This window comes from Desulfobaccales bacterium, assembly GCA_041648175.1.
Taxonomy (GTDB): Bacteria; Desulfobacterota; Desulfobaccia; order Desulfobaccales; family 0-14-0-80-60-11; genus 0-14-0-80-60-11.
Map to the genome: position 1 here is coordinate 79,067 of JBAZPO010000008.1, position 23,679 is coordinate 102,745.

The window sequence follows — 23,679 nt, forward strand, 5'->3', positions numbered from 1 at the left end:
CATGTTGCCAATTGACCTCTATCAGGGAATCGAGTCGGCCTGGTGCCCGGGTTGCGGCAATTTCGGCATGCTCAAGGCCTTCAAGCATGCCCTGGCGGAGCTGGAAATCCGGCCGGAAGCTTTCGTGGTGGTCTCGGGTATCGGCCAGTCGGGGAAATTTCCCCACTATCTCAAGTGCAACACCTTTAATGGCATTCACGGCCGCACCCTGCCCGTGGCCACGGGAGTGCGCTTGACCAATCATGAACTGAAAGTGGTGGCCGTGGCCGGTGACGGGGACTGCTACGGCGAAGGCGGCAATCACCTTCTGGCCGCGCTGCGGCGTAACCCCGACCTCACCCTGGTGGTGCACAACAATCAAGTTTACGCCCTCACCAAAGGGCAGGCCTCACCCACCAGCGACCAGGGGTATAAAACTCTGCTGCAGCCCCACGGGGTGGCCTACCCACCGCTGCATGCCCTGGCTCTGGCGGTGGCCCAGGACTGCTCCTGGGTGGGCCGGGGGTTTGCCGGAAAAATAGAGCACCTTACTGGCCTCTATAAACAGGCCTTGACTCACAAAGGCTTCGCCTTGCTGGAAGTGTTGCAGCCGTGCGTGACTTTCAATAAGATCAATACTTACCAATGGTACCAACAGCGGGTTTATGACGTTGAGAAAGAACCGGGCTACGACCCGGAGAATGAACTCTGGGCCTATCAAAAGGCCAAGGAGTGGGGGGAGCGCATCCCCATCGGGGTGATTTATCGTAACCCCCGGCCCACTCTGGAGGAGATGCAACCGGTGCTTAAGGCCGGCCCCTTAGCGCGACAACAACCAGAGCGTCCTGTAAGGGAGCTTCTCTCTGACTTTTTCTAAGAGGTGTCTTGGCAAAAGTCAAAGTTTAATTTGAAGAAGCGTCCTTTAAGGAGCTTCTGGCAGACTTCTTCTAAAAAGGAAATGACAATGACGGCAGAAAAAGAACTTCGGTCCTGGGATATCCTCAGAGAGCCCAATCGCATCTTGCTGGAGGAAGACTACGGCTCCAAGATGGAGCTTTTGATCTACACGTTAACCTGGGCCGTCGAGATCGGCCTCTGTTTCGCCCTGGCCATCGCCTATCTCCGGGGATAAAGATGTCCGCTGCGGCGGCTGACAGCGCGGTTTTGGCACCCTTGGGATGGTAAGGCTGGGTTATGTTGCAAAACGCTACGCTTTATAACTCCGGGATAAGCGCGTTTTTTTGAATATGGTTTATAAATTTTTTGCTAATCATATTGAAATAAACTTGCATAGGGCATAGAATATACTCAGAGGAGAACCCTCAGCATCAGATTTTTGACGAACCCGCTAACTAGCGGGAATCAGGCAGTAAGTAGGCGCGAGGCAGGAACCCACCACTCCTGGGGGTTACCACAGGCACTGGCGTAAGCAAGTTCGCAGAGCCAAGGTACCTTTTGCGGCACAGGCTCAGGGAGGTGTGGTGAGACCATGATAAATGAATTGTTAGCTCCGGGCGGCAGCCTGGAAATGGTGGAGGGGGTTTTTAAGAGCGGCGCCAATGCCGTGTATGTTGGGGCCAAAGGCTTCAGCCGCCGCAAGTGCGCCTGGGAGTTGGAAGACAGCCAGATCGGGGAAGCGGTTCGCATTGCCGACGATTACCAGGGGAAGATCCGGGTTGCCTTGAACGCGGAAATCCCGGTGGAAAAATTAGCCCTGGTGGTGCAAAAGGTCGAAAAGTACGCCCACTTCGGCGTCGAAGGGGTGATTGTGAAAACCTCGGCGGTGATGCAGGAAGTACACCGGCTTATCCCGGAATTGGTCATTCACGCCAGCGTGGGTTGCAATATCCAGACCCAGGAGGAGATGGCCCGCTTTAAGGCCTACGGCGCCACCCAATTAGTGGCTTCCACGGAAATCGACACCGCGGCCAAGCTGACGCGGTTCAAACGGGAAGCCGATGAACTGGGGCTCAAGACCGAGATTTTGGTTCACGGCAACCGCTGTATCGGCGGGGTCGGAAATTGTATGTTCCACGAACTTATCGCCGATTCTTACATCCGGAAGGTCTATCGGGATGAAGATGGCAACGAGGTCGTGGAGTACGAAGGCTGGCCCGACCGGAGCGGCAGCTGTTTTCGTATCTGCCTGCTCACTGATGAGCAGCGTCGGAAAGTTTTGTCCAAACGCGGGCAACCGCTGGAAAAGATCGAGGCCATCAACGCACGGGTCCGGCAGCATCCTAACGTGGCTTTTGCGATCCTGGGTGATGAATTGAAAGCCTACCTGAACCTGGGAATCGCCACCATCAAGGTCCAGGGCCGGGAGTATGCAGTTACCATGATCTCCCGCATGATCGGCTGTTACCGTCAGCTTATCGATGCGCACGCCCGGGGTGAAGACATCAACAGTGCCTTTTACCAGCGGATTCAGGACACGCTGGCGGCCCTGGTGTCTGAGCGGGATCAGGCCCGGATGGAAAAGACCAAGGAACTCCATCGCCATATCGTGGGATTGTAGAATCTATCATTTTTGTTGATTGATCGAATAAATTTACTTTCTTGTCACGAGAAGCCTGCCTTATAATAGGGCAGGCTTTTTTATGGGCATGAAGTATTCCCCTTTAAGGAATTGTTGGGGTGGCTGAATTAAGATTAGGCATGAGGCGATAGCGGCTGTGAAGTCCTTTGACGATTCTTTCGAGCCTACGGGCTTATCCTTCTGGGTCGGCCTGCTGCTAAGCATCCTGATTCTCGTCAGCAGTTTTTATAACCTGGCCAATTATCCCACTATCTGGTGGGATGAGGCCATCTTTTCCGAAACCGCCGCTAACCTGGCGCAACATAACCGCTACGCCTTTACGGTGCAAAGTCCCAATCAGTTAAATGATCTGGACTTTCGGATCAGCGCGGGGCCCGCGGTGATCCTGCCCGTGGCCCTGGCCTACAAAATTTTCGGCGTCAATCTGTTTTCCGGCCGGCTGGTGTCCGGGGCCTATCTGGTCCTCACCTTCCTGGCCCTGTTCGTGGTGTCCCGTCGCCTCTGGGGCTCCTTTACGGCCTTGTTGGCCGTGGCCCTGGCCCTTCTGGGCACCGATGTTTTTTACTGGGGCCGCTCGGTCTTGGGGGATATTCCTGCCCTGGGGCTCTTCCTGTGCGCCCTCTGCTTTCTGATCCGGGGCCTTGAATCCCGACCGCTCTGGCCCCTGTTGTTGGGCGGGGTATTTTTGGGGCTGGCTTTTGACGCCAAGGAATTTTATGGCCTGGCCTTCCTACCCCCTTTAATTATTATGGCCCGGCAGACCTGGGGCGAAAAAAGGCGTCTGGCGCTTCGGGTCCTGGCCTTCGCCGTTGGTGCGGCCTTGCCGCTATTGGCCTACCTGTTGCTCAAGGCGCTGATCCTGGGGAGCCTGTCAGGCGCGGCCCTCCATTTCCTGGCGCAGAAAAAGCTCCTCTGCCACGAGTTTTTCACGCCCCTGACTATCGGCCGCATCTATCCCGAGAGTGTGCTTTTGCTGCTGCAGGACCCGCTTTTCTGGCTGGGAGCCCTGGGGGTTGTCTGGATCTGGAAGAAAGAAACTCCCTCCATCGGGATGAACTTATGGATTTGGAACTTCCTGCTTTGGAGCGCGGTTTACCTTACCGCGGTCTTTTGGCACCGCTTCGCTCTACCGGCCCTTTTTTTGGCTTGTCCACTGGCCGCTTATTTCCTCAAGCAAGGTGCGACCCGGCTGGCAGCCGGGGACTGCGCCCGCCCGCCCCGCTGGTTGGCCCCTGGCATCATCGCGGTTGGTCTCGTCCTGTTCTGTCCGGCCACCGGCCTGGATTTTTTTAAGCAGATCCTCACCTGTCGCAGTGATACCCCCATGCGCCTGGTACAGTATCTCCGCATGCACGTGCCCAATCGCTGCCTCATCGAAACCCCGGAATATGAACTGGCCTTCCTGGATGATGACCACCGAATCCACCTCATGCCGTCATATTACTTCGTGGAATCCACCCCGGACCAGGTAGTGCTGCATAACCCCAGGAAAGAACCTTATAACTTTGATCAGGTGGGGGCCGACGTCCTGATCCTGGGGACCTTCGGCAAGGGCGTTTTCAAGCAGATCTATCCGGCGGCGCGCATCAACCGGGAGTGGCGCCGCATCGCCCAGGTAGATTATTACGATATCTATATATTGAGAAAATCAGAAAAAAAGATGTTACAATTGATCAATCGAACCTTGGCCTCCTACCATAAAGATAGTCTGATCAGACTTGCCAGTCAGAACGATGTCCAGCCAGCGCCGGTTAATACGTTCCATCACTGATTTCCGCCGCCTCTATCGGCAGCTCGCTTCCGGTGACCTGGTGGTCGGCGTCCTGGCGGTGCGGTCCGGCGAAGAGATTAAAATGCTGGACCTGATGGCCAAAGAAGTGGCCTTCTTCCCTGCGGTTCTGTCCCAATTCTTAAGCCGCTCCAAAGCGGCCCAGGCTGAAGTTTTGGCGGACTATATGGTTCCCGGGAGTTTTGTGGCTTATGCCCTGGCCGATCTGGCCGCACACCTCCCCGAATTTCAGGGCCGGGATGCAGTGGTGGCCAAACGGGACCGTGGCCACCTGGGCCTGGGGGTCAGCCTCTGGCCCTCATTGGAAACCCTGTACAGTCTGGCAAGCCTCCAGGGGCTCACCTACCCTCTGGTTGTCCAGCCTTTCCTGGCAGACGCCCGGGATGTTCGGGTGGTGGTATTGGGCGACTATGTCGAGGCCTATGAACGGCTCAACCCCCACAGTTTTCGTAAGAATCTTTTTCAGGGAGGTTCCTCCCGTCCTTTTACCCTCACCCAAGAACGACAGCATTTTTGCCGGGAGGTGATGGCCCGGGGGAACTTTCCTTATGCCATCCTGGACCTGCTCCTTGATCCTGAAGGCGGCCGGCCTTATCTTTCAGAAATCAGCTTTAAGGGCGGACTGACCGGAGCCTGCCTTTCCCAGGCCGAGTTCCGGGATCGCGTCGCCGCTCTGGAAGAGGAGTTCTGCCGATCATGGGAAAACTCATCGAAGACCCTGCCTTAAGGGATCATATTCAGGTCTTTGTTGACCGCACTGATGCGGGCCGGCGGCTAGCTGGTTTTCTGGACGGCTATCGAGGGACTGACGTGGGCCTCTTTGCCATCCCCGCCGGCGGCGTGCCGGTAGCCACAGAAATCGCCCGGGCTCTGGCGATGCCTCTGGATCTCATCATCGTCCGCAAAATTCAGCTTCCCTGGACCACGGAAGCGGGGTTCGGGGCGCTGGACCCCGGCGGCCAGGCGATCTTCAACGAAGATTTGATCCGCCGCATGTCTCTTTCCCCCGCAGATATCGACGCCCAGGTACAAACGACCGCCGCAGGCCTAAAGCAGCGGGAAAAACGTCTCCGGCACGGCAAACCCTACGCCCTTCTTTCCGGCCGCCCAGCCCTGGTGGTGGATGACGGCCTGGCCTCGGGCTATACCATGCGGGCCGCGGTCGGCTTCCTCAAGGCCCAGGGGGCCGGGAAACTCATTGTCGCGGTGCCCACCGCGTCCGAGCACACCGTCTTTGACCTGCTTCCCCTGGTGGATGAGCTTTACTGCCTCAACGTGCGGGGTGGCTATTCCTTCGCCGTAGCCGAGGCTTATGAAAACTGGTATGATCTCACCGAGGACGAAGTCCTAAAAATTCTGGAATCATTGGCTCAAGATAATTCATAGGGCGGCCCCTGGCCCCATATCGGCGTGCACGGCACGCCCTATTTATCCTTTCCAAGCTCTGCTTGGCCACCTCAAAATGAACAAATCTCTACCTTCAAACCTGTTACCGGCTCCCATCCCCAAAAATCGGTTGGCCTTTGATATCGATGGCGTGGTTGCCGATATCATGACTACTTTTCTGGACCTGGCCCGGGAACGTTACAACCAGGGGCATCACCTGCGCTACGAGCATATCACCACCTTCATGCTTTCGGAATGCCTGGACCTGCCAACCGGGATCATCGACGAACTCATCCGGGAGCTCATCGACCGGCCCCATGAACTGGCTATTGCGCCCTTCCCCCAAGCCGTGCCGGTCTTGACCCGCCTGGCCCAGGAAACACCGCTCTTATTTGTGACGGCCCGGGACCGGGCCTGGCCCATCGAACGCTGGCTGCAGCGCAACCTGGCTGCGGTATCGCCTGCGGCCATCCGGGTCCTGGCCACCGGCGACCCCGATACCAAGATTCACTACCTCAAGGACCACGGCATTCAGTATTTCGTGGAAGACCGGTTGGAAACTTGCCTGCAACTAGCCGACCACGGCATTACCCCCATCGTCTTTGCCCAACCCTGGAACCGCCGTTCCCACCCCTTTCCGGAAGTGGCCGATTGGCCTGCGCTGGAGGGCCTGATCTTCGAGGAGAGATAGATCCATGGGAGAGGGGGCCAGGGGCTTTTTTGTAAGTGGCCCCTATCCCCTCTTTAACAACCTCCCCCCAAACCTTCCATTTTCACAAACGTTAAGATAAAATACCCTTATGACGCAGAGGGAAGCAGCATTAGCAGGCAAGATTACGCTGGCCATGGAACAGGCCGCGGCCGCCGAGGGCGTGGACCCCGAGATCATTCGCCAGGGTTTGGCTCTGGGCACTGTCGCGGTCCCGGCCAACCGGGAGCACCGGGGGCTTAAACCCGCGGCTATCGGAGCCGGCGTCCGGGTCAAGATCAACGCCAATATCGGCACCTCGCCCCACGACGTGAGTCTGGAAAAAGAACAGGCCAAATTAGCCGCAGCCCTCACGTACGGGGCGGATGCGGTCATGGACCTGTCCACCGGCGGCAACCTGGATGAAATTCGCACCGCGCTCCTGGCCAACTGTCCGGCGCCCTTCGGCACCGTGCCCATCTACCAGGTGATGACCGAAGCCAAAAGCCTGGATGACGTCAAGGCCGACGACCTTCTGGGCATGGTGCACCACCACGCCAAACAAGGCGTGGACTTCGTCACGGTACACTGCGGGGTCACGCGAGCCGCTCTACCCTTGCTCAAAAAGCGAGTCACCGGCGTGGTCTCCCGGGGGGGCGCCTTCCTCTCAGCCTGGATGCGCCGGTATAAGCGGGAAAATCCCCTGTACGAGCACTATGACAAGCTGCTGGCCATTGCCAAAGAGTACGACGTCACCCTTTCCCTGGGGGATGGCCTGCGCCCCGGCTGTCTCGCCGACGCCACCGACAAGGCCCAGCTCCACGAACTGAAAGTTTTGGGCGAACTCACCAAACGCGCCTGGGCCGCGGGCGTCCAGGTCATAGTGGAAGGGCCGGGCCACTTGCCACTTAACGCCATCCAAAAAAACGTCCGCCTTCAGCAGAAATATTGCGCCAACGCCCCGTTTTATGTTCTCGGGCCCCTGGTCACCGACGTGGCCTCAGGCTACGATCATATCGCCGGGGCCATCGGGGGGGCCTTGGCCGCCACCCTGGGCGCGGCCTTTTTGTGTTACGTCACCCCTGCCGAACATCTGAAACTCCCGGAAGTGGAGGATGTCATCGACGGCGTGGTGGCCTCCCGCATCGCGGCCCACGCCGCGGACATCGCCCGGGGCCTGCCCGGCGCCGCGGACTGGGACCTGAAAATGTCTCAGGCCCGCCGGGCCTTAGACTGGGATACCCAGATCAAGCTTTCCATCAACCCCACCAAAGCCCGGCGCTACCGGGACCTCTCCCAGGCCAAAGACGACCAGTGCACCATGTGCGGCAAGTTCTGCGCCATGAAGGTGTTTGACGATAAATTCGAGGAATAAGTTCTTGGGGAGGGGCCAGGGACGGAAGCCCAACCCCACCCCCAACCCCGTAAGCAAAAATCGTAGGGGCGGGTTTGAAACCCGCCCCTACACGGGTATTTTCATATTTTAAGGTGACATAGATTAATAAGGAAATGCGTTCAAATAGGTAATTTAGTAACCACAGGTTTTACCGTGAAAATCCAAATCCCCCTAAATCCCCCTTTTTCAAAGGGGGACTTCCTCTCCCTGCCTTTAGGCTAGCGCTTTCAGAAACGAGGGTTCAGTCGGCGCCTAACTTCATTGAAATTACCTTTATGAGCGCAAGTATTAACACCTGCTAATTAACAAACCTTAACACCATTCCGCAAATTTCCATCAAACCCGCATTCCTGCTGGTTTCTTGATTCTGGCATGTTCCTTGCTTTTGATTTAGTAACCTAAGCTGCTGGTCTGCGCGCTGAAATTTCCGGCAGACATCAACCTCCCGCGGAAAGGAGCAGGTATGGCATACAGAGGATATCGTTTCTGGGGGTTACTGGCTGTGGTTCTGGGGGCTCTCATGGTACTGACGCCTTCGCTGGCCAGCGCCAAGACCCGCACCTGCCCCCCCTTCTTTTTGAAGACCGACGACGGCAAGATCATCAATCCCCTTACCGGCGAAAATGCCGACCAGCCCTACAGCACGCGACAGACCTGCGGCTCCTGCCATAACTACGACCAGATCACCAAGGGCTATCACTTCCAGCAGGGTTGGAACAAGATCAAGGACGATTTCTCCAAAAAGAAACCCTGGGTCTTGTCCGACGGCATGATGGGGAAGTTCTGACCGCCCTCTTTTCGCCAGTTGGCGAAAAAGCACAACCAAAATCCCGATGAAATCGACCTGACCCCCTTCGCCTTTGCCGCGGCGGGCGACCCCAAGATGCCGGGAGTGCCCGGCTGCGGCGGCTGCCATCCCGGCGGCGGCGGTATGGAGTTTGACCGCGACGGCAAACGGTTCGACAAGCGCCTGGCGGCTGAACCTCAACTGGCCCAAACTCTGGACGGCGATTACTACCAGAGCAAGTGGGACAAAACCGGCGTTATCGAGGCCGACTGCTTCATCTGCCACCTGCCAGGCTACAATTTCAAGGAACGCAATAACCAACTGCAGTCCCTGAACTTCAAGTGGGCCACGGTGGCGGCTTCGGGCGTCGGACTGGTGAGCGGCACCGTCAAAGAAGGTGTGCCGCCCAAAGTAGCGTACAACAAGCGCCTGTTCAATGAAGACGGCAAGATCGTTGTGGACCTCTCCTATCCTCCGCCGGCTGAAAATTGCGTTTTCTGTCACGGCCTCGCGGACGTGAAGAAGCGGGGCTTCTCCTGGAACGACCGGATCAACCCTGACGTCCATAACTTGCAGGGCATGAATTGCGCCCACTGCCACCCGTCCGTTGAAGACAAAAAACTGAAGGTCACCAAGATTGAGCACAACTTTGCCAAGGGCCATGAGTTTGTCTCCACGGTGGCGGACAACCTGGACAACACCATCAAGACCTGCAAGGAATGTCATGAATCGGGCTATATGGGCGCCACCCGGCCCCAGCACCTGTCCATCCGGCCCAACCACCTGGACAAGCTGTCCTGCGAGGTCTGCCACATTCCGGCCTTGCACCGGGCGGGCTTCGAAGGCTTTGATGTCACCACCGGCCAGATGGTAAACTACCCGAAGCTCGGGGCCAAAAAGATCGGGGAGGAGTTCACCTGGCAGCCGGCCTTCCAGCGGGACGAACACGGCAAGCTTTGGCCGGTGAATCGGTTCAACTCGGTTTTCTTTACTAATCAGGACAAGGACGGCATCAATTATCCCCTGTTTGCCCGGGAACTGAAAAAAGGCTACGAAAAGGCTAAACCTCAACTCAACCCCAAAAATCCCATGAAACCGGAAGTGCACACGCCGGAGCAGATCAAGATCGTCCTGACGGCGTTTTCGGAGACGCTGAAGGGGGACAAGCGGTTCCAGCAGGTCAAGCCGTACTACCACAAGGGCGGCATGATGCACTTCTTAAACGACAAGGGCGAGGTGGTGAGCGGCAAGGACACCACCTGGGCCGGCCAGCTTGAGGGCTTCAATATCAACCACAACGTAGCCCCGGTGAGCCAGGCCTTAGGAGCCAACGGCTGCGGCGACTGCCACTCGGATACGGCCCACATGTTTAAAGGCCAGATCGTCACCGACATGTTCGGACCTGACGGCAAACCGGTGACCATCAGTTCCGGCCGGCTCTTCGGTTGCCAGCCCTGGGCCTTCACCTTTAATCAGATTCACCAGATCTATCTGACGCCTTATGTGAGCTGGGTCATCTTGCTCCTGGTCTTTGTCCTGGTGCTGCATTACACCGGGCAAGGCCCCAAGGTGGCGGATTTCTACGCCGCGCCCGGCGAAATCCAGCGGTTCAGCCTGGCGGAGCGCTGGACCCACCTGGTTCGCATGGTCACCTTCCTGATCCTGTTCTTTACGGGCTACATCTTCTTCTACAACAATGTCACCATGCTGCGGATGTTCTTCGGTTCGCAAGGTTCCGCAGTCATCATCCACTGGGTGGCTGGCCTCATCTTCGTGGCCGCCTCCATTGTCAGTCTCGTGCTGTGGTACAAAGACGCCGGATTCGTGAGCTACGATAAGGAATGGCTGAAAAAGCGCGGCGGCTATATCGGCGGCAAAGAAGTTGAGGTCCCGGCGGGGAGGCTTAACGCCGGCCAGAAGATTTTCTTCTGGCTCTCGGTGGTCCTCTCCCTCATTATGGGGATAACCGGCATCCTGCTCATCTTCAAGGCCAGCCTGCCGTTGACCCTTAACTGCTTTCTGTCCACGGTCCACGGCTTCTTCGCCATCATCTTCGTGGCCACCATCATCGCCCACGCCTACTTGGGAACCATCGCCAACCCCGGCACCTGGAGCGCCATGGTGGACGGCAAGGTGAGCCGTCTGTGGGCCAAGAAGCACCACTCGGAGTGGTACAAGGAGATGAGCGCCGGAGAAAAGCCGGCTGCAAAGCAGGATAAGCCGCCAGAATCCTAACCAGGTGGCCGGGGCCTGAGCGTATCAGGCCCCCGGCCTGCGAACGATTGGCGATTATTTTAACTCAAGGGGTGGCCCACAGGGTCGCCCCTACCATCTGTTCTGACCACATCCCATACCTGACCTTCGATCGGCCACCTAAAAAAATCTGTCTGCTCCCGTCAATCTATGACAATTGTGGTGTTTTTCCTGGGGTTGTGTTAAATTTCCCTTAAGACTCCTCCCATGCGATGGGGAGCTTGGATCCAAGGATTTGGACCGAGACTTAAGGAGGGAAGAGGATGGATTGTCTGCCACACACCCAGGGGGCCATGGTCGCCCCTGAGCCTGCCCAAGGGCTGAAATTCACTCAGGCTTTGGACCATATGCACGAGGAACTGGGAGGAGTGCTGGCCCAGATTACTCCCGATATGGCCGAGACCCTCATCAAGGAACTGGAAACCGCACCTCGCATCTTCGGCTGCGCTGCGGGCCGCTCGGGATTTATCCTCCGGGGCTTTTTGATGCGGCTGATGCACTTGGGTTTCACCGTTTATTCCGTGGGGGAGACTATTACCCCCCGGGTCCGCCCCAATGACCTGCTCATCGTCATGTCCGGCTCCGGCGAGACCGCCCAACCCCGGGAGATGCAGCGCCGGGCCAATCAGGCGGAAGCCCGTACTCTGGCCCTGACCACTCATGCGGCCTCCACCATCGGCAAAGAAGCCCAGGTCACCATCACCGTTCCCGGGACCACCAAACTGACCCTGAACCGGGAAGCCAATTCGGTGCAGTGCCCGGGCAGCCTCTTCGAACAGGCTACTTTCTTCTTCCTGGAAGCGGTGGTGCTGATCCTCTACCAGCGGCGCCTAGGCCGCAACCGGGGCGAAGTCCTGGACCGCCACGCTGATTTGGAGTAGGGGCAGGGATTAGGGGTTAGAGATTAGGAACCAGGAGGTTGAGGTTCAGCCAAAATGGGGCACGAAGTGCGCTCTTTCAAAGATTTAGTGGCCTGGCAGAAATCCATGGCCCTCGTTACCGAAGTTTATCGCGCCAGCCAAGGGTTTCCCAAAGAAGAAATCTTTGGACTGACCAGCTATCCGCATTGAAAAAATCATCCCCAATATCTAACCCCTAATCTCTATTCCCTAATCTCTGGGTCCATAAGGAACAACAATCATGCCTCCAATATTGCAACTCGCATTAGACTTCGTGGATTTGCACCGGGCCGTGCGCGTGGCCGAACTGGCCGTACCCGCCGGGGTGGATTGGGTGGAAGCCGGGACACCCCTTATCAAGAGCGAGGGTCTGGATGCGGTGCGGGAGCTAAAAAGGCTCTTTCCCGGCAAGACAATTGTGGCCGACATGAAGATTATGGATGCGGGGCGCATTGAAGTGGAGTCCGCAGCCAAGGCCGGAGCTCAAATCATCGACGTCCTGGGTACGGCCACCGACGCCACCATCGAGGAATGCATCCAGGCCGGGAAGAATTACGGCGCCAAAATTGCGGTAGACTTGATCGCCGTGGCCGATCCCGTGACCCGGGCCCGCCAGGTTGAGGCCTTAGGGGCCGATTATATCGCGGTGCACGTGGCCATCGACGAGCAGATGCGGGGCCGCGATCCTTTTGCCATCCTCTATGAGGTCAGCCAGGCGGTGCACCTTCCCGTGGGGGTGGCAGGCGGCATCAACTCCGAAACCGCGGCCGCGGCCATCGCCCACGGGGCCGCCTATGTTATCGTGGGCGGCGCTATCACCAAGGCTTTAGATCCTGCCATAGCCACCATGGAGATTCGCCGGGCCCTGGATGAAGGTGCGGTCATCCCCACGACATTGTTCAAGCGGGGCGGCGAGGCAGAGATTCACCGGGTGCTTTCCATGGTGTCCGCGGCCAATCTCTCGGACGCCCTGCATCGGGGCGGGGTGTTGCAAGGCTTGCGGGCCCTGTTCCCGGGGTGCCGCCTGGCAGGCCGGGCCTTGACGGTGCGCACCTATCCCGGCGATTGGGCCAAACCGGTGGAGGCCATCGACGTCGCCCAACCGGGGGATATTCTGGTGATCGACGCAGGCGGCGTAGGGCCGGCCATCTGGGGCGAACTGGCCACCCATTCGGCCATCCAACGGGGCGTGGGCGGGGTGGTCATCGACGGGGCCATTCGGGACACAGGCGATATCGTCAAGCTGGGCTTTCCGGCCTTCTCGCGCCTGGTGATGCCCAACGCCGGAGAGCCCAAGGGTTTCGGGGAAATCGGCGTACCCATCCGGGTCGGCGGCCTCAAGGTGGAGTCCGGCGACTGGCTCCTGGGAGACGACGACGGCGTCGCGGTTCTGCCCCAGAAGATCGCCGTGGAATACGCCAACCGGGCCATGGACGTTTTGGAAAAAGAAAACCGCATCCGGGAAGAAATCAAAGAAGGCCGCACTCTGGCTCAAGTGACGGATTTGCTCCGTTGGGAAAAGAAGGTCTGATTAACCATGTCGAAATGTAGTGGTGTGTTGCACAATTAAAGTGGCCCTAGATATGCGGTTTTTTTTATCCCCTTTCCTAAAGGGGGGCAGGGAGATTTTTATAACTCCCTGAAATCCCCCTTTTTCAAAGGGGGACTTAAGCTACTAAATCCAGCTACCCCGACCTAATTTAATGTCCAGCTAATTATGATTCGGACCACTAGTAAGGCTTTATTGGCCTTAAGCTCCTTCATGCTCATGGGGTTTCTGGTTTTCTATCCCGCCCTCAGGGTCGGTTTTTTGGGGGATTTTGCCGGAGACCTTTATGGAAGCCAGCAAAATTGGTTTAATTTTGCAGCGTACCAATGGAACTTTTATGTTCCCGCTATGGCGATTTATTCCGGCCTCTATAAAACCTTTCAGTTATTTCCTCTGCCCTATCATGTCGTTCATCTAGCGTTGATATTCATCAATGCTTGGCTGGTATACGTGCTGGCCCAAGAATTAGAATTTGAGTCCTGGCAATGTTGGGTCGCCGGGCTCCTGGCGCTTTTCAACTCCACCGCGTTCGAGACCTATTTCTGGTTGAGCACTATTCCTAAGGTCTTGGCCACCAGTTGCGGATTGGCCGCCTTGATCTGTCTGATTCGTTTGCGGCAAAAGAGAGCCTCAATTTGGGGTTGGGGCTACTTGATCATGGTGACCATAGGGATGTCCCTGGAATCTACCGGCTTGATCCTCCCTTTATTGGGACTGTGCCTGGACACCTATTACCGGCCCTGGAGGGTCTCCGAAGCGGATAAGGTTACTCCCCTTTCAGGCCTCAGGCTGCATTTCTGGAGTTTCGGCAGCGCGGGGATTTTTTTGCTGATCCGCCATTTTCTTGGTATTAAACCGTACGTTACGAATATCCCCATGCTCAAGAAATATCTAACTCTGACCAGAACGATCTTTAGCACCTTTTTCCATGGGCTCTCTGAACCTTTCTTGTTTGTCGTCGAAGGCATCACTCCAGTCTCTATAATGCTGGTTATGGTGTTATTGATTGTTTTAATGGGGGTCTGGTATGTCAAGCAAGGACCGGAAAAAAGACGCTTTACTGCCCTGTTGCTGTTGTGGGTAGGGGCTTGCTTGCCCCATACCATCGGGGCCAATTTTCAATCCCGCTATCTCTATTTCCCAGGAATATTCGCTGCCCTGGTATTGGCGGACCTACTGGGAACTTTGAGGCTGCGCCTCTATGCCCGGAAGTTTGTCTGGTTGTTCATTTCACTGGTTATCATCGGATATCTCGCCACGGACCTCTACGCCTTCCACCAGTCAATAAAATACTATATGGAGGCTACCCGGATTTATGATGCCGGTATCCAAAAAATAAGGAGTAACTTACCCGAGAAGCCGGACGGCATTCGTCTGGTTTTGGTTGATTTCCCTGATAGTATCAGCCGCCCTCGTACCACTCGCCGGGGTCATATAGACGGATATCGCATATTAGTTTTCCGCAATGCCCTCCCCTGGCACATGAGGTTGCTTTATCAGAACTCCAATTTAAATGTGACCTTATTAAAATTATCGGATCAAGACGGTGATGATAACCCTGAACCTTTAGGAACTCCCGCCAGTCCGGAGCAGTTAGCCAAACTGTTAGCTTCCCCGCAAACTATGACATGGCAGTACTTACCGGGGAATCCTGAAAATTTTGTCTTGAACCCCAAACCTTAATTGTCCCGTTTTTCATAGAGAAGAGAAAAGGTTCCATTGAAGTCATTACCAACAGCATCTAACAGATACCTTCTCTCTTTTAAGGACTTTTTAGGAATAATCCGGGTTAAAAACCCCATCAAGAAATTCCCCGCAATTAATTTTTTCACCAGAGGCGCTCGATGAACGGGCCATTTTCCAATCTTCCCAAATGTGCTATTATTTCAATTATGTGGAGAAAGAACAAGGTCGGTAGCAAGCTCTTAGGGGTCACCCTGTTGTCCCTGCTGGTGGCTTTGGTGGGTCTGCTCCTGGTGATGCAATACTTGGCCACCCGGCAAATCCTGGAATGGCACCGTCAACGGGTGGAGTTGGTGGGTCGCCTTGTACTGGCGGAATACCGAGAGAAACTCCAACGGGTTGAGCAGGCAGCCAATCTCCTGGCCGACAACCCCACATACGGGGAGCTACTGGCTACCGGCAATGCAGAGGCCTTGCGGCGCTTGGTAACTCCCATGATGATTGCCACCGGGCTCCACATCCTCACTATTACTGACTATCAGGGGGTCATCCAGGTGCGGGTCCACGACCCCGAGGGTATGGGTGTCAATATTTCCGGCAATCCCTTGGTGCGTGCCGGTCTTCAAGGTAAAGAAGCCTCTCGCATGACCCAGTGGAAAGATTCCATTGCCTTGAGCGCCTCGTCCCCCATTCGCTACGACAACAAGGTAGTGGGGGTGATTCTTACCGGCCTCCTCATTGACAAGGGTTTCGTGGAGTCTCTGACGCGCCCCGGGGCCGAGGTGGCCATCTTCTTCGGTAATCGCCTGGTGGTCAATTCCTTTAAAGACCTGTCCGAGAGCGCCCTAAATCAGCTCCAGCGCCACCGCGACCTGGCAATCAAGGGGCAAGGGCTGGAACAGGCCCAGCGGCTCCAACTGGGGAATGAGGACTATACCATCACTTATCTCCCCTTGGAAGAAGTCGATCAACCCTGGGAAAGCCTGATCGTGGTGGGGGTCAGCCGGCGAGAGCTGGAACCGACGCTCATGACCCTGAAGCTGATCATCTTCGGGGTGGGAGGGGCTGCGGCTGTGATCGGGGGGCTTCTCAGTTTCTGGCTGTCCTCCGGGATGCGCCGCCAGATAGCCCATTTATCCGAAGGCACTCGGAAAGCTACACTGGAGGAACTGGCTGGAGATATCCCGGTGACCAGTCACGATGAGTTGGGGGAACTGGCCGAATCCTTCAATGCCATGATCCGGGCCCTGGGGGAAAAGACCCGGCTCCTCCAGGAAGAGCGGGATCGCGTTGCCGCCAATGCCGATTTTCTCTCCATGATCGTCCACGACATCAAGGCTCCCCTGACCGGGGTGCGCCTCACTATCGAGGCCCTGGAGGACGAAACTCTGCCTCCTGAGATTCATCACAAGTTGCAAGGCATCATAGAACGGAGCGAAGGCCTCCTCCTGCACCTCCACAATGTTTTGGACTTAAGCCGGTTTGAATCCGGGCGCCTGGCCTTAAGACCCGAGCCGGTTCCTCCTGGCTTTATCATCCAGCGTCTGCTCCATCACTTCGGGGCGCTGGCCCAGCACCAGGGGGTGAATCTAGTGGCCCCGCCGCCACCGAACCTGCCCGCCATCATGGTTGATGAGCCTTCCCTGGATCGCGTCTTGGCCAATCTTTTGGTCAACGCCCTGGCCGCGACGCCCCGAGGCGGCAAAATCCAGGTGCAAGCTCTCCCTGCCCATGACCACGGGGAAGTTGAACTTGTCGTGGCGGATACGGGCTGTGGCCTGAGCCTTGAGGAACAGGAGCACCTGTTCGAAAAATACCGCCTTTCCCGTCACAAGAATAACGGCTCAGGGTTAGGGCTCTATATCTGCAAGACTCTAGTCGAGGCCAACCAGGGGCGTATCTGGTTGGAGAGCACTCCCGGTCACGGCGCGGCTTTTCACCTGTCTTTTCCCGCTGCCCAGGAAGACTTAGAATCGGCAGGCTCAGAGGAAGAGGCGCGGGTGGCCTCGAAAATCTCCAGCCCTGACTTGCATTAACGGGGATGTCTCAGATAAAATAACAGATATTTGAGCCATTTTCCCCACATGCCACCGAAATTTCCTGCCCTTTAGGAGGGATGGCTAACTCTTACCGTGCACGCTATGTGCTGGTCGATGGGAGTTGTCAGTGGACCCGAGCCCCTGGATTTTAGTGATCGATGATGAGCGCTGGATCCGGGAAGCCCTGGTGTCAATCCTGGGTCGCGCCGGTTACCAGGTCACGACCCGGGACGGGTTTGACCAGGAACTGGAAGCCGGTCACTTCCCTCAGCGCTATGAGGTGGCCGTGTTGGATTATCACCTGCCCCACCTCAACGGCCTGGAGGTAGCCAGGCGCCTGAAACAGTTCCAACCGGATTGCCGCATCGTCATGATTTCTTCCGAATTACCCCACCTACCGGAACTTGCCGGCCTGGAAGGCGTGGTGGACCGGTTTCTGGCCAAACCCTTTTCCAAGGACACCATTTTAGAGGTAATCGCCCAGCTTTGTCCCTCCCCGGTGACGTAAACCTCGCATTTATGGAAGACCCCGCCTTGGCCGGAGATCTTCCCGAGGCGGTGCTTGGCTATGCCCGGCGGGAGCACCTGTTCACCTCCAACGACCGGGTCCTGGTGGCGGTATCCGGCGGCCCGGATTCGGTAGCCCTGGTCCATCTTCTGATACGGCTACGCCCGGTGCTGAGTCTGGAGCTGGGCATGGCCCACTATGACCACGGCCTTAGGGGAGAAGACTCCCGGCGTGACGCGGACTTTGTGGCCCACCTGGCCCAGCGCCTGGGCCTACCTTGCCATATGGGGCGTGGACAGGTGAAAGAGGCGGCTCGTAGGGACAAGGTTTCAATCCAGATGGCGGCCCGGAAGCTGCGGCGCCAATTTTTCCAGGACACCCGTAACGTTCACGCTTACACCAGGCTGGCCTTGGGCCACACCGCGGACGATCAGGTGGAACTCTTCTGGCTGCGCCTGCTGCGGGGCGCAGGGCTGGAAGGTCTGAAAGGCATGGAGCCAACCACCCCCGAAGGCCTGGTGCGGCCTTTGCTGGCCATAGGTAAGGCGGTCCTGTTGGCCTGGCTGGAGCAGGAAAACCTTGCTTACCGCGTTGATGCCAGTAACCTGAGCCGGGCCTACTTGCGGAACCGGGTGCGCCTGGACCTCTTGCCTCACCTCACCCAATTCTACAACCCCCGTCTGGCCCAAACCATCTGGCGGACCCAGACTCTGCTCCGAGAAGATGAGTTCCTCTTGCGCCAAGATACGGTCGCGGCCTGGAACCGCATTGCCCGGAGATTGGCCGAGGACTGTTTTGCCTTGGATCTCGAACGGTTTTTAGCCCTGGAGGGGCCCTTGCAGCGCCGGGTGCTCAGGTTCGGGGTGGGTAAAATCGGGGCGAATCTCACTCTCACCGCCGCTCAAGTTGGCTCTCTGTTGGCCTTGGCCAAAAGTGAGCGAAGCGGCGGGCTGATCTCGCTGGGGGAAAACGTCCAGGTTGCCCGAGCCGCGGCAGCCTTGCATATTTTAAGAGGCCTGCCCGAACCGTCTCGAGAGGTCACCCTGCTGCCAGACAGAGCGGGGGAGGTGGAGTCCCCCGAGGGCTGGCGCTGGAGGTTGACCCGCCGCCCCAGTCAGCCCGGGGACGCCTGGCCGTCCCCAGAGGTGGCCTGGTTCAACCCGGCTCGGGTCTCCCTGCCCCTTAAGGTGCGAGGTTGGCGCGCCGGAGACCGCTTTTGGCCCCAGGGCGCCCCGGGTCCCAAAAAACTCCAAGATTTCCTGGTGGATGCGAAAATTCCCCGTTGGCTCAGACCCCATCTCCCCCTGGTGACCAGCGCTCAGGAGATTATCTGGGTCGCGGGCCTGCGTCTGGCCGAGCCGGTGAAACTCCTTTCAACCAGCCGGGATATGCTGGAAATTGCCGTGACACCCACCACTCCTGACACCACCCGTATCTCCGAGATTCTGCGTCAGATAAGGAATTGAGAGTTTGTCTCAGTCCGGTCCCCCGCTCCTGTTGATCAACCCCTGGATCTACGATTTCGCGGCTTATGATTATTTCGCCCAGCCGTTGGGGCTGCTCTATCTGGCGGGGCTTTTGGAGGCGCGGGGCTACGCGGTACATTTCCTGGATTGCCTGGGCGCGCCGCACGCCAAGCCTGGACCTTTCGGCACCGGCCGCTACCCTAAGGAAATCCTGCCGCCGCCTCCGGCCTTGCAAGGCATCGCCCGGCGGTACGGGCGCTATGGCATCAGTGAGGCGGCATTCCGGGCGCGCCTGGCTCAGATTCCCAAACCCGCGGCCATCCTGGTGACCTCCCTGATGACCTATTGGTATCCGGGAGTGGCCGCGGCCATTCGGTTGGCCCGAGAACACTTCCCCGATGTCCCTGTTGTATTGGGAGGAATCTACGCCACTTTGTGTCCGGAGCATGCCCGCCAGCACAGCGGCGCCGACCGAGTGGTCGCTGGACCGGGGGAGGCGGCTGTTTTCACTCTCCTTGAGGAAATCACCGCTTGGCCCAGCCCAGGGCCAACCCCTGCAAAAAGGGATGCGCTGGACTCTCTTCCCTATCCGGCCTTGCAGCTCCTTAATCATCCGTCCTATATCCCTATCCTCACCTCCCGGGGCTGCCCCCTGGAATGCTCGTACTGCGCCTCGCGCCTGCTTCAACCTGCTTACCGGCGGAGGCAGCCTCTGGCAGTGGCCGAAGAGTTGATCTACTGGCAGGAGCGCTTGGGGCTCAGCGATGCGGCGTTTTATGACGATGCCCTGCTGGTGGCGGCGGAAGAGCATCTGCTGGTGATTCTGGAAGAACTGGCACGCCTAAGCCGCAGCTTTCAGTTCCATACCCCCAACGGCCTCCACGCCCGGCTCATCACGCGGGAAGTGGCCCGTTGGCTCAAACGGGCCAATTTTGTCACCCTGCGCCTGGGAGCGGAAACCACCGCGCTGGGGCCGGCCCGCCTGGACCAGAAACTTGCGAAAGGTGAACTGGAAACCGCCCTGGCCCTCTTGCGAGAGGCCGGATTTTCCCGGGAATCGATCGGGGTCTACCTCCTCATCGGCCTGCCGGATCAGGAGGAAGCCGAAGTTGTGGCTTCCATCAATGAGGTCAAAGCCTTGGGGGCCACCCCGGTGCTGGCCTTGTACTCCCCCATTCCCGGCACCGCCCTGTGGAGCCGGGCCCAGGCCACCTCCCGCTACGACCTGAACGCTGACCCCATCTTCCATAATAACTCTTTGTTTCCCTGCTGGCCGCAGTTCTCCTGGGAGCGCTATTCCCGGCTCAAACGTCTGGCCGCCTGGTAAAAGTTGTGGTACGGTTGAACTGGGGGAAGGGCTCTGGGCCTTCATAAGTGGCCGCTACCCTGGTCCTCCCCTCACCTCATTCATAAAGGCAGTCATATGGGAACGTCCAGTGCCCGGCGGGGGCCGACTACGGCGTTATGGCGGGCGGCCAAAGGGGCGGCCACCCGGTATCTGTCGCCGGAGGGCGGCGGCGAGCTGAATGCACGGGAAGTGGTGACCCGGTATCTGGCGGCCGCAGAGGAGACGCCGGGGCAGGGGGACCGCTTGGCGGTGTTCCGGTTTACCCGGAAAGTTGGCCAGGAACTGGGGGCTTTTGGGGAAGAAGTGAAGGCTCAGGGATGGGAGCGGAGTTTGCAAGAACGAGGCCTGGCGCCGCTGGTTCACGGTGAGGTCACGATGCTGGCTCAAGGGTTGAGCGGGGTTTTGGCCGGTAGTGGCGGCGGATTGGAAGAGGCCGCGGTGCGGACTACTCTGGCGCTGGTGCTGCGACGGGCGTTGCAATCCGGGGACGAGGCAACACCTGCGAATCTGGTGCGGCAGTTTCTGGCCACTGCGGTCGCCCTCCGTCTGGCCCAGGATCTGGGGGAGCCCCTGGAAGCCGCTGCAGGCAGTTATGGGCGGCTTAAGGACGGATTCAACCACATTAAACAATTGATCGAGGTTAATATCCCGGAGGAAAATGAGCAACCGGCACCTCCGATCAGCCCCGATCACTGGCAGGGGCTCGCGGGTTGGATCTGGGTCACGGAAATAATGGCGGCTTTGATGGATAAATTTGGGTGATGAGAATTACAGGAATAGTGCGCGAATGCCAGGGGCAAAGTCCCACGAATGACTGTTTCTAACCATCATTGTGTCTTAAAGTTATGAGGAACGCATAATGGCTACTATCAAAACAAAACAGGACATATTGATGATTCTTCGCCAAAACCAGGTTCGCCTCAAGGCGCTTGGTGTAAGTAGGATAGGGTTGTTCGGATCATTTGTCCGTGGGGAACAGCATCCCGATAGCGATATAGATCTGCTCGTGGAATTTGAAGTGGGAAAGAAAACATTTGATGCCTTTATGGAACTGTCTTTTTTCCTTGAGGATATTTTGCAGCGAAAAGTAGAAGTTATAACGGCAGAATCCCTTAGTCCGTATCTTGGTCCGCATATTTTGAAAGAGGTGGAATATGTCGCTCTCGCCGCTTGAATATCTGCGCCATATCCTTGATGAAACCGAGTATCTGATTACTGAAAGCCAGGGGTTGAGCGTGGATCGATTCATGGGCAGCGAGACACTAAAGCGTGCCTTTGCAAGGAGTATTGAGATCATTGGGGAGGCCTCGAAGAAAGTCACTGATGCACTGAAACAAAAATACCCCGAAGTTGACTGGCGCTCAATGGCAGGGATGAGGGATCGCCTTATTCACGACTACTTCGGGGTGGACTATGATATTGTCTGGGATGTTGTTCAAAATAAAATACCAGTCCTTCATCAAAAAATAAAGACGATACTGGACAAAGAGAAGGTGCTGCAACGATAGCTTCAGTTCGCACACTTAGGTGCTATGATGCGTGATATAAGAATGAGGCCCGTTCATGGCGGCCCACCTTTACCTGAAAGCCCCTAACGAAAAACGCCGGCCGCCGCCGGGGATGTCTGCGGTCATCCATTTGGATGAGCCGGGCCAGTCCGGCTATCCTCTGCACCAGAATCTTTCCCGGCTATTCAGCACTCCTCGGCCTCCGGACCAGTCGGTCCAAGCCTTCCTGCTGGCGGCCCTGGGGGTTTGGACCGCGGATAAATTGCAGCCGCGCCAGAAGACAGTCGATGCCTGGACCAGGCAGCTCACCCTGCATCTGCCCGTCAGTCCTGCGTGGCTGCCCCTGGCCCCGCGCATGGAGGCGGTCTTCAATTTTCTCACCGGGGATGACTGGACCCTGAAGTTGCGGGAAGCGCCCCTGGACCTGGGAATTAACAGTAAGTGGCCCCACCCCTGGTCGCCTGATGGGGTGATGCTGTTCTCCGGGGGGCTGGATTCCCTGGTGGGGGCCGTTGATTTTTTGGAGGCCGGGCAGCGCCTGCTGTTGGTGAGCCACTATGATTTTGGGCAACTGGCCTCCGTCCAGCAAAATCTGGCCGCAGCGTTGATTGGTCATTATGGCTCGGATCGAGTGCATCACCTGGGGATTCGGGTGCAATTCCCCGAGGCCCCGGAGCTGACCATGCGGAGCCGGTCACTGCTTTACCTGGCCTTGGGGCTGACTGCGGCTGCGCCCTGGGGCACTGATACTTCCTTGATCATCCCGGAAAACGGTTGGATCAGTCTCAATCCGCCCCTGACCGTCAACCGCCTGGGCAGTTACAGCACCCGCACCACCCATCCCCACTTTTTGGAGCAGCTCACAAACCTCTGGCGAGAGGCGAATTGTGCGACTCCGCTGGTCAATCCTTATCAACTTCTCTCCAAGGGGAAGATGGTAAGCTGCTGCCGCAACCGGGAACTCCTGGAACGGCTTTTCAGGTTGAGCGTGTCCTGCGCCCGGCCGGTGGTCTCCCGTTGGCAGGGTGGCGCCGCGGGCTCGTGCGGCTATTGCTATCCCTGCCTGATGCGAAGGATTGCGCTGCACGCGCTGGGATGGGATCGGGGCGAAGACTACCGGCGGGATGTTTTGGCTGACCCGGATATCTTGGCGCACCGGGTCCGGGGAGGAGACCTGCGGGCTTTGCTGCTGGCGGTCAAGGCCTGGGAGGAAACCCCGGCGGACGTGGAAGCGCGCCTCATGTTGGGGGGAACTCCTGAGGCCCTGGTGGCGCGATTGCCCCTGGCCCGCCAGGTGCTGGCCCGGGGGTTCCAGGAAATCACCGGCTGGCTCCGGGATAAAGGGCCGGGGTGGGTGCAGGCTTATATGGCTTGATTATACTGGGGGCAAGAAAGCTCCGGCAAAATTAGTCTTTGGCAAAATGCTAAAGGCGGGATGCGCTTCGCTTTCCCGCCTGCGGGCTTTTTTCAGGCTTGGATTGGGGGCGAGATTGGAAGGTTAAGTTATCCATGGGTGCCCTCCTTTCACGAAAAGGCTATCTATCTGAGGGTATAATTATTGTGGTCATTTGTTCCTTGACACCCAAGATATTGTGTGGTAGGGATACATATGGATAAACAAAAGCCCTCCAATGTATCAGCATCGGAAGGCTTTTAGTTTGCTCCCTAATCTCAGGAAGGGACCGGGAGCGGTTGACAATTGTACCTGTTTTCACAAACTCTAACTAAACATAAGATAGTAGCGACAGGAAAAAATGTCAACTAAAAAAGGTCCCTCCAAAGGAGGGCTGATGTATTTTGCCCAGAAACCGTAGCACTGACAATCAGGGACGGTCATTCGGCTCGGCGACAGTAGGTCAGGT

General features: G+C 57.4%; 22 protein-coding genes. All 22 read left to right on the forward strand.

The genetic code is table 11. The features are described from left to right. Position 1 precedes the first annotated feature (1 nt). The 22 genes from WC600_09270 (at position 2) to qatC (ending at position 23,192) form a co-directional block, all read left to right on the forward strand. On the forward strand, positions 2–856 hold the full coding sequence (locus tag WC600_09270; protein ID MFA4902923.1) for a 2-oxoacid:ferredoxin oxidoreductase subunit beta: 855 nt from the start codon (positions 2–4) through the stop codon (positions 854–856). Between the two features lie 87 nt (positions 857–943). Continuing rightward, positions 944–1,111: a hypothetical protein gene (locus WC600_09275; GenBank protein MFA4902924.1), complete on the forward strand. Its 168-nt coding sequence runs from the start codon at positions 944–946 to the stop codon at positions 1,109–1,111. Between the two features lie 357 nt (positions 1,112–1,468). Continuing rightward, positions 1,469–2,497 carry a U32 family peptidase gene (locus tag WC600_09280; protein MFA4902925.1) on the forward strand — a complete coding sequence of 343 codons (1,029 nt, stop codon included), beginning with the start codon at positions 1,469–1,471 and terminating at the stop codon, positions 2,495–2,497. 157 nt (positions 2,498–2,654) lie between these two features. Continuing rightward, positions 2,655–4,289 carry a glycosyltransferase family 39 protein gene (locus tag WC600_09285; protein ID MFA4902926.1) on the forward strand — a complete coding sequence of 545 codons (1,635 nt, stop codon included), beginning with the start codon at positions 2,655–2,657 and terminating at the stop codon, positions 4,287–4,289. Next, on the forward strand, positions 4,252–5,034 hold the full coding sequence (locus WC600_09290) for a hypothetical protein (protein ID MFA4902927.1): 783 nt from the start codon (positions 4,252–4,254) through the stop codon (positions 5,032–5,034). Before WC600_09285 ends, WC600_09290 begins: the two co-directional genes overlap by 38 nt. Continuing rightward, positions 5,004–5,693, forward strand: a complete 690-nt coding sequence (locus WC600_09295; protein ID MFA4902928.1) for a phosphoribosyltransferase family protein — start codon at positions 5,004–5,006, stop codon at positions 5,691–5,693. The genes WC600_09290 and WC600_09295 overlap by 31 nt, the downstream gene beginning before the upstream one ends. Positions 5,694–5,769: 76 nt before the next feature. Beyond that, positions 5,770–6,384: a hypothetical protein gene (locus WC600_09300; protein ID MFA4902929.1), complete on the forward strand. Its 615-nt coding sequence runs from the start codon at positions 5,770–5,772 to the stop codon at positions 6,382–6,384. A 109-nt stretch (positions 6,385–6,493) separates the two neighbouring features. Then, positions 6,494–7,756 (forward strand): phosphomethylpyrimidine synthase ThiC, encoded by a 1,263-nt coding sequence (gene thiC / locus WC600_09305; protein MFA4902930.1) that lies wholly within the window; start codon positions 6,494–6,496, stop codon positions 7,754–7,756. Positions 7,757–8,240: 484 nt separating this feature from the next. Continuing rightward, on the forward strand, positions 8,241–8,564 hold the full coding sequence (locus WC600_09310; GenBank protein ID MFA4902931.1) for a hypothetical protein: 324 nt from the start codon (positions 8,241–8,243) through the stop codon (positions 8,562–8,564). Between the two features lie 18 nt (positions 8,565–8,582). After that, positions 8,583–10,799 carry a formate dehydrogenase subunit gamma gene (locus tag WC600_09315; protein ID MFA4902932.1) on the forward strand — a complete coding sequence of 739 codons (2,217 nt, stop codon included), beginning with the start codon at positions 8,583–8,585 and terminating at the stop codon, positions 10,797–10,799. A gap of 281 nt (positions 10,800–11,080) precedes the next feature. Then, positions 11,081–11,698 (forward strand): 6-phospho-3-hexuloisomerase, encoded by a 618-nt coding sequence (hxlB, locus tag WC600_09320; GenBank protein ID MFA4902933.1) that lies wholly within the window; start codon positions 11,081–11,083, stop codon positions 11,696–11,698. Between the two features lie 54 nt (positions 11,699–11,752). Next, a complete protein-coding gene (locus WC600_09325; protein MFA4902934.1) occupies positions 11,753–11,887 on the forward strand; it encodes a four helix bundle protein in 135 nt (44 codons plus the stop codon). Positions 11,888–11,957: 70 nt separating this feature from the next. After that, positions 11,958–13,247 carry a 3-hexulose-6-phosphate synthase gene (hxlA, locus tag WC600_09330; GenBank protein ID MFA4902935.1) on the forward strand — a complete coding sequence of 430 codons (1,290 nt, stop codon included), beginning with the start codon at positions 11,958–11,960 and terminating at the stop codon, positions 13,245–13,247. Positions 13,248–13,433: 186 nt separating this feature from the next. Next, a complete protein-coding gene (locus WC600_09335; GenBank protein ID MFA4902936.1) occupies positions 13,434–14,948 on the forward strand; it encodes a hypothetical protein in 1,515 nt (504 codons plus the stop codon). A gap of 209 nt (positions 14,949–15,157) precedes the next feature. After that, a complete protein-coding gene (locus tag WC600_09340) occupies positions 15,158–16,984 on the forward strand; it encodes an ATP-binding protein (protein MFA4902937.1) in 1,827 nt (608 codons plus the stop codon). Between the two features lie 130 nt (positions 16,985–17,114). Beyond that, positions 17,115–17,495, forward strand: a complete 381-nt coding sequence (locus WC600_09345; GenBank protein ID MFA4902938.1) for a response regulator — start codon at positions 17,115–17,117, stop codon at positions 17,493–17,495. 26 nt (positions 17,496–17,521) lie between these two features. Continuing rightward, entirely contained in the window at positions 17,522–18,961 is a 1,440-nt protein-coding gene (tilS, locus tag WC600_09350) for a tRNA lysidine(34) synthetase TilS (protein ID MFA4902939.1), read from the forward strand. Positions 18,962–18,965: 4 nt separating this feature from the next. Continuing rightward, positions 18,966–20,288 carry a radical SAM protein gene (locus WC600_09355; protein MFA4902940.1) on the forward strand — a complete coding sequence of 441 codons (1,323 nt, stop codon included), beginning with the start codon at positions 18,966–18,968 and terminating at the stop codon, positions 20,286–20,288. A 96-nt stretch (positions 20,289–20,384) separates the two neighbouring features. Then, positions 20,385–21,071: a hypothetical protein gene (locus WC600_09360; GenBank protein MFA4902941.1), complete on the forward strand. Its 687-nt coding sequence runs from the start codon at positions 20,385–20,387 to the stop codon at positions 21,069–21,071. A gap of 97 nt (positions 21,072–21,168) precedes the next feature. Then, complete coding sequence (locus WC600_09365; GenBank protein MFA4902942.1) at positions 21,169–21,483, forward strand: nucleotidyltransferase family protein; 315 nt, start codon at positions 21,169–21,171, stop codon at positions 21,481–21,483. Continuing rightward, entirely contained in the window at positions 21,464–21,817 is a 354-nt protein-coding gene (locus tag WC600_09370; protein ID MFA4902943.1) for a DUF86 domain-containing protein, read from the forward strand. Before WC600_09365 ends, WC600_09370 begins: the two co-directional genes overlap by 20 nt. Positions 21,818–21,872: 55 nt before the next feature. Beyond that, the gene (qatC, locus tag WC600_09375; GenBank protein MFA4902944.1) at positions 21,873–23,192 is read left to right on the forward strand and encodes a Qat anti-phage system QueC-like protein QatC; all 1,320 of its coding nucleotides are present in this window, start codon (positions 21,873–21,875) and stop codon (positions 23,190–23,192) included. Positions 23,193–23,679 lie beyond the last annotated feature (487 nt).

Excerpts from the sequence above, each read along its gene's own strand:
- WC600_09365 (MFA4902942.1), top strand. The coding sequence starts at position 21,169 with ATGGCTACTATCAAAACAAAACAGGACATATTGATGATTCTTCGCCAA.
- hxlA (MFA4902935.1), top strand. The coding sequence starts at position 11,958 with ATGCCTCCAATATTGCAACTCGCATTAGACTTCGTGGATTTGCACCGG.
- WC600_09360 (MFA4902941.1), top strand. The coding sequence starts at position 20,385 with ATGGGAACGTCCAGTGCCCGGCGGGGGCCGACTACGGCGTTATGGCGG.
- WC600_09370 (MFA4902943.1), top strand. The coding sequence starts at position 21,464 with ATGTCGCTCTCGCCGCTTGAATATCTGCGCCATATCCTTGATGAAACC.
- WC600_09310 (MFA4902931.1), top strand. The coding sequence starts at position 8,241 with ATGGCATACAGAGGATATCGTTTCTGGGGGTTACTGGCTGTGGTTCTG.
- thiC (MFA4902930.1), top strand. The coding sequence starts at position 6,494 with ATGACGCAGAGGGAAGCAGCATTAGCAGGCAAGATTACGCTGGCCATG.
- WC600_09280 (MFA4902925.1), top strand. The coding sequence starts at position 1,469 with ATGATAAATGAATTGTTAGCTCCGGGCGGCAGCCTGGAAATGGTGGAG.
- WC600_09275 (MFA4902924.1), top strand. The coding sequence starts at position 944 with ATGACGGCAGAAAAAGAACTTCGGTCCTGGGATATCCTCAGAGAGCCC.
- WC600_09325 (MFA4902934.1), top strand. The coding sequence starts at position 11,753 with ATGGGGCACGAAGTGCGCTCTTTCAAAGATTTAGTGGCCTGGCAGAAA.
- hxlB (MFA4902933.1), top strand. The coding sequence starts at position 11,081 with ATGGATTGTCTGCCACACACCCAGGGGGCCATGGTCGCCCCTGAGCCT.
- WC600_09270 (MFA4902923.1), top strand. The coding sequence starts at position 2 with ATGTTGCCAATTGACCTCTATCAGGGAATCGAGTCGGCCTGGTGCCCG.
- WC600_09300 (MFA4902929.1), top strand. The coding sequence starts at position 5,770 with ATGAACAAATCTCTACCTTCAAACCTGTTACCGGCTCCCATCCCCAAA.
- WC600_09290 (MFA4902927.1), top strand. The coding sequence starts at position 4,252 with ATGTCCAGCCAGCGCCGGTTAATACGTTCCATCACTGATTTCCGCCGC.
- WC600_09335 (MFA4902936.1), top strand. The coding sequence starts at position 13,434 with ATGATTCGGACCACTAGTAAGGCTTTATTGGCCTTAAGCTCCTTCATG.
- WC600_09340 (MFA4902937.1), top strand. The coding sequence starts at position 15,158 with ATGTGGAGAAAGAACAAGGTCGGTAGCAAGCTCTTAGGGGTCACCCTG.
- WC600_09295 (MFA4902928.1), top strand. The coding sequence starts at position 5,004 with ATGGGAAAACTCATCGAAGACCCTGCCTTAAGGGATCATATTCAGGTC.
- qatC (MFA4902944.1), top strand. The coding sequence starts at position 21,873 with ATGGCGGCCCACCTTTACCTGAAAGCCCCTAACGAAAAACGCCGGCCG.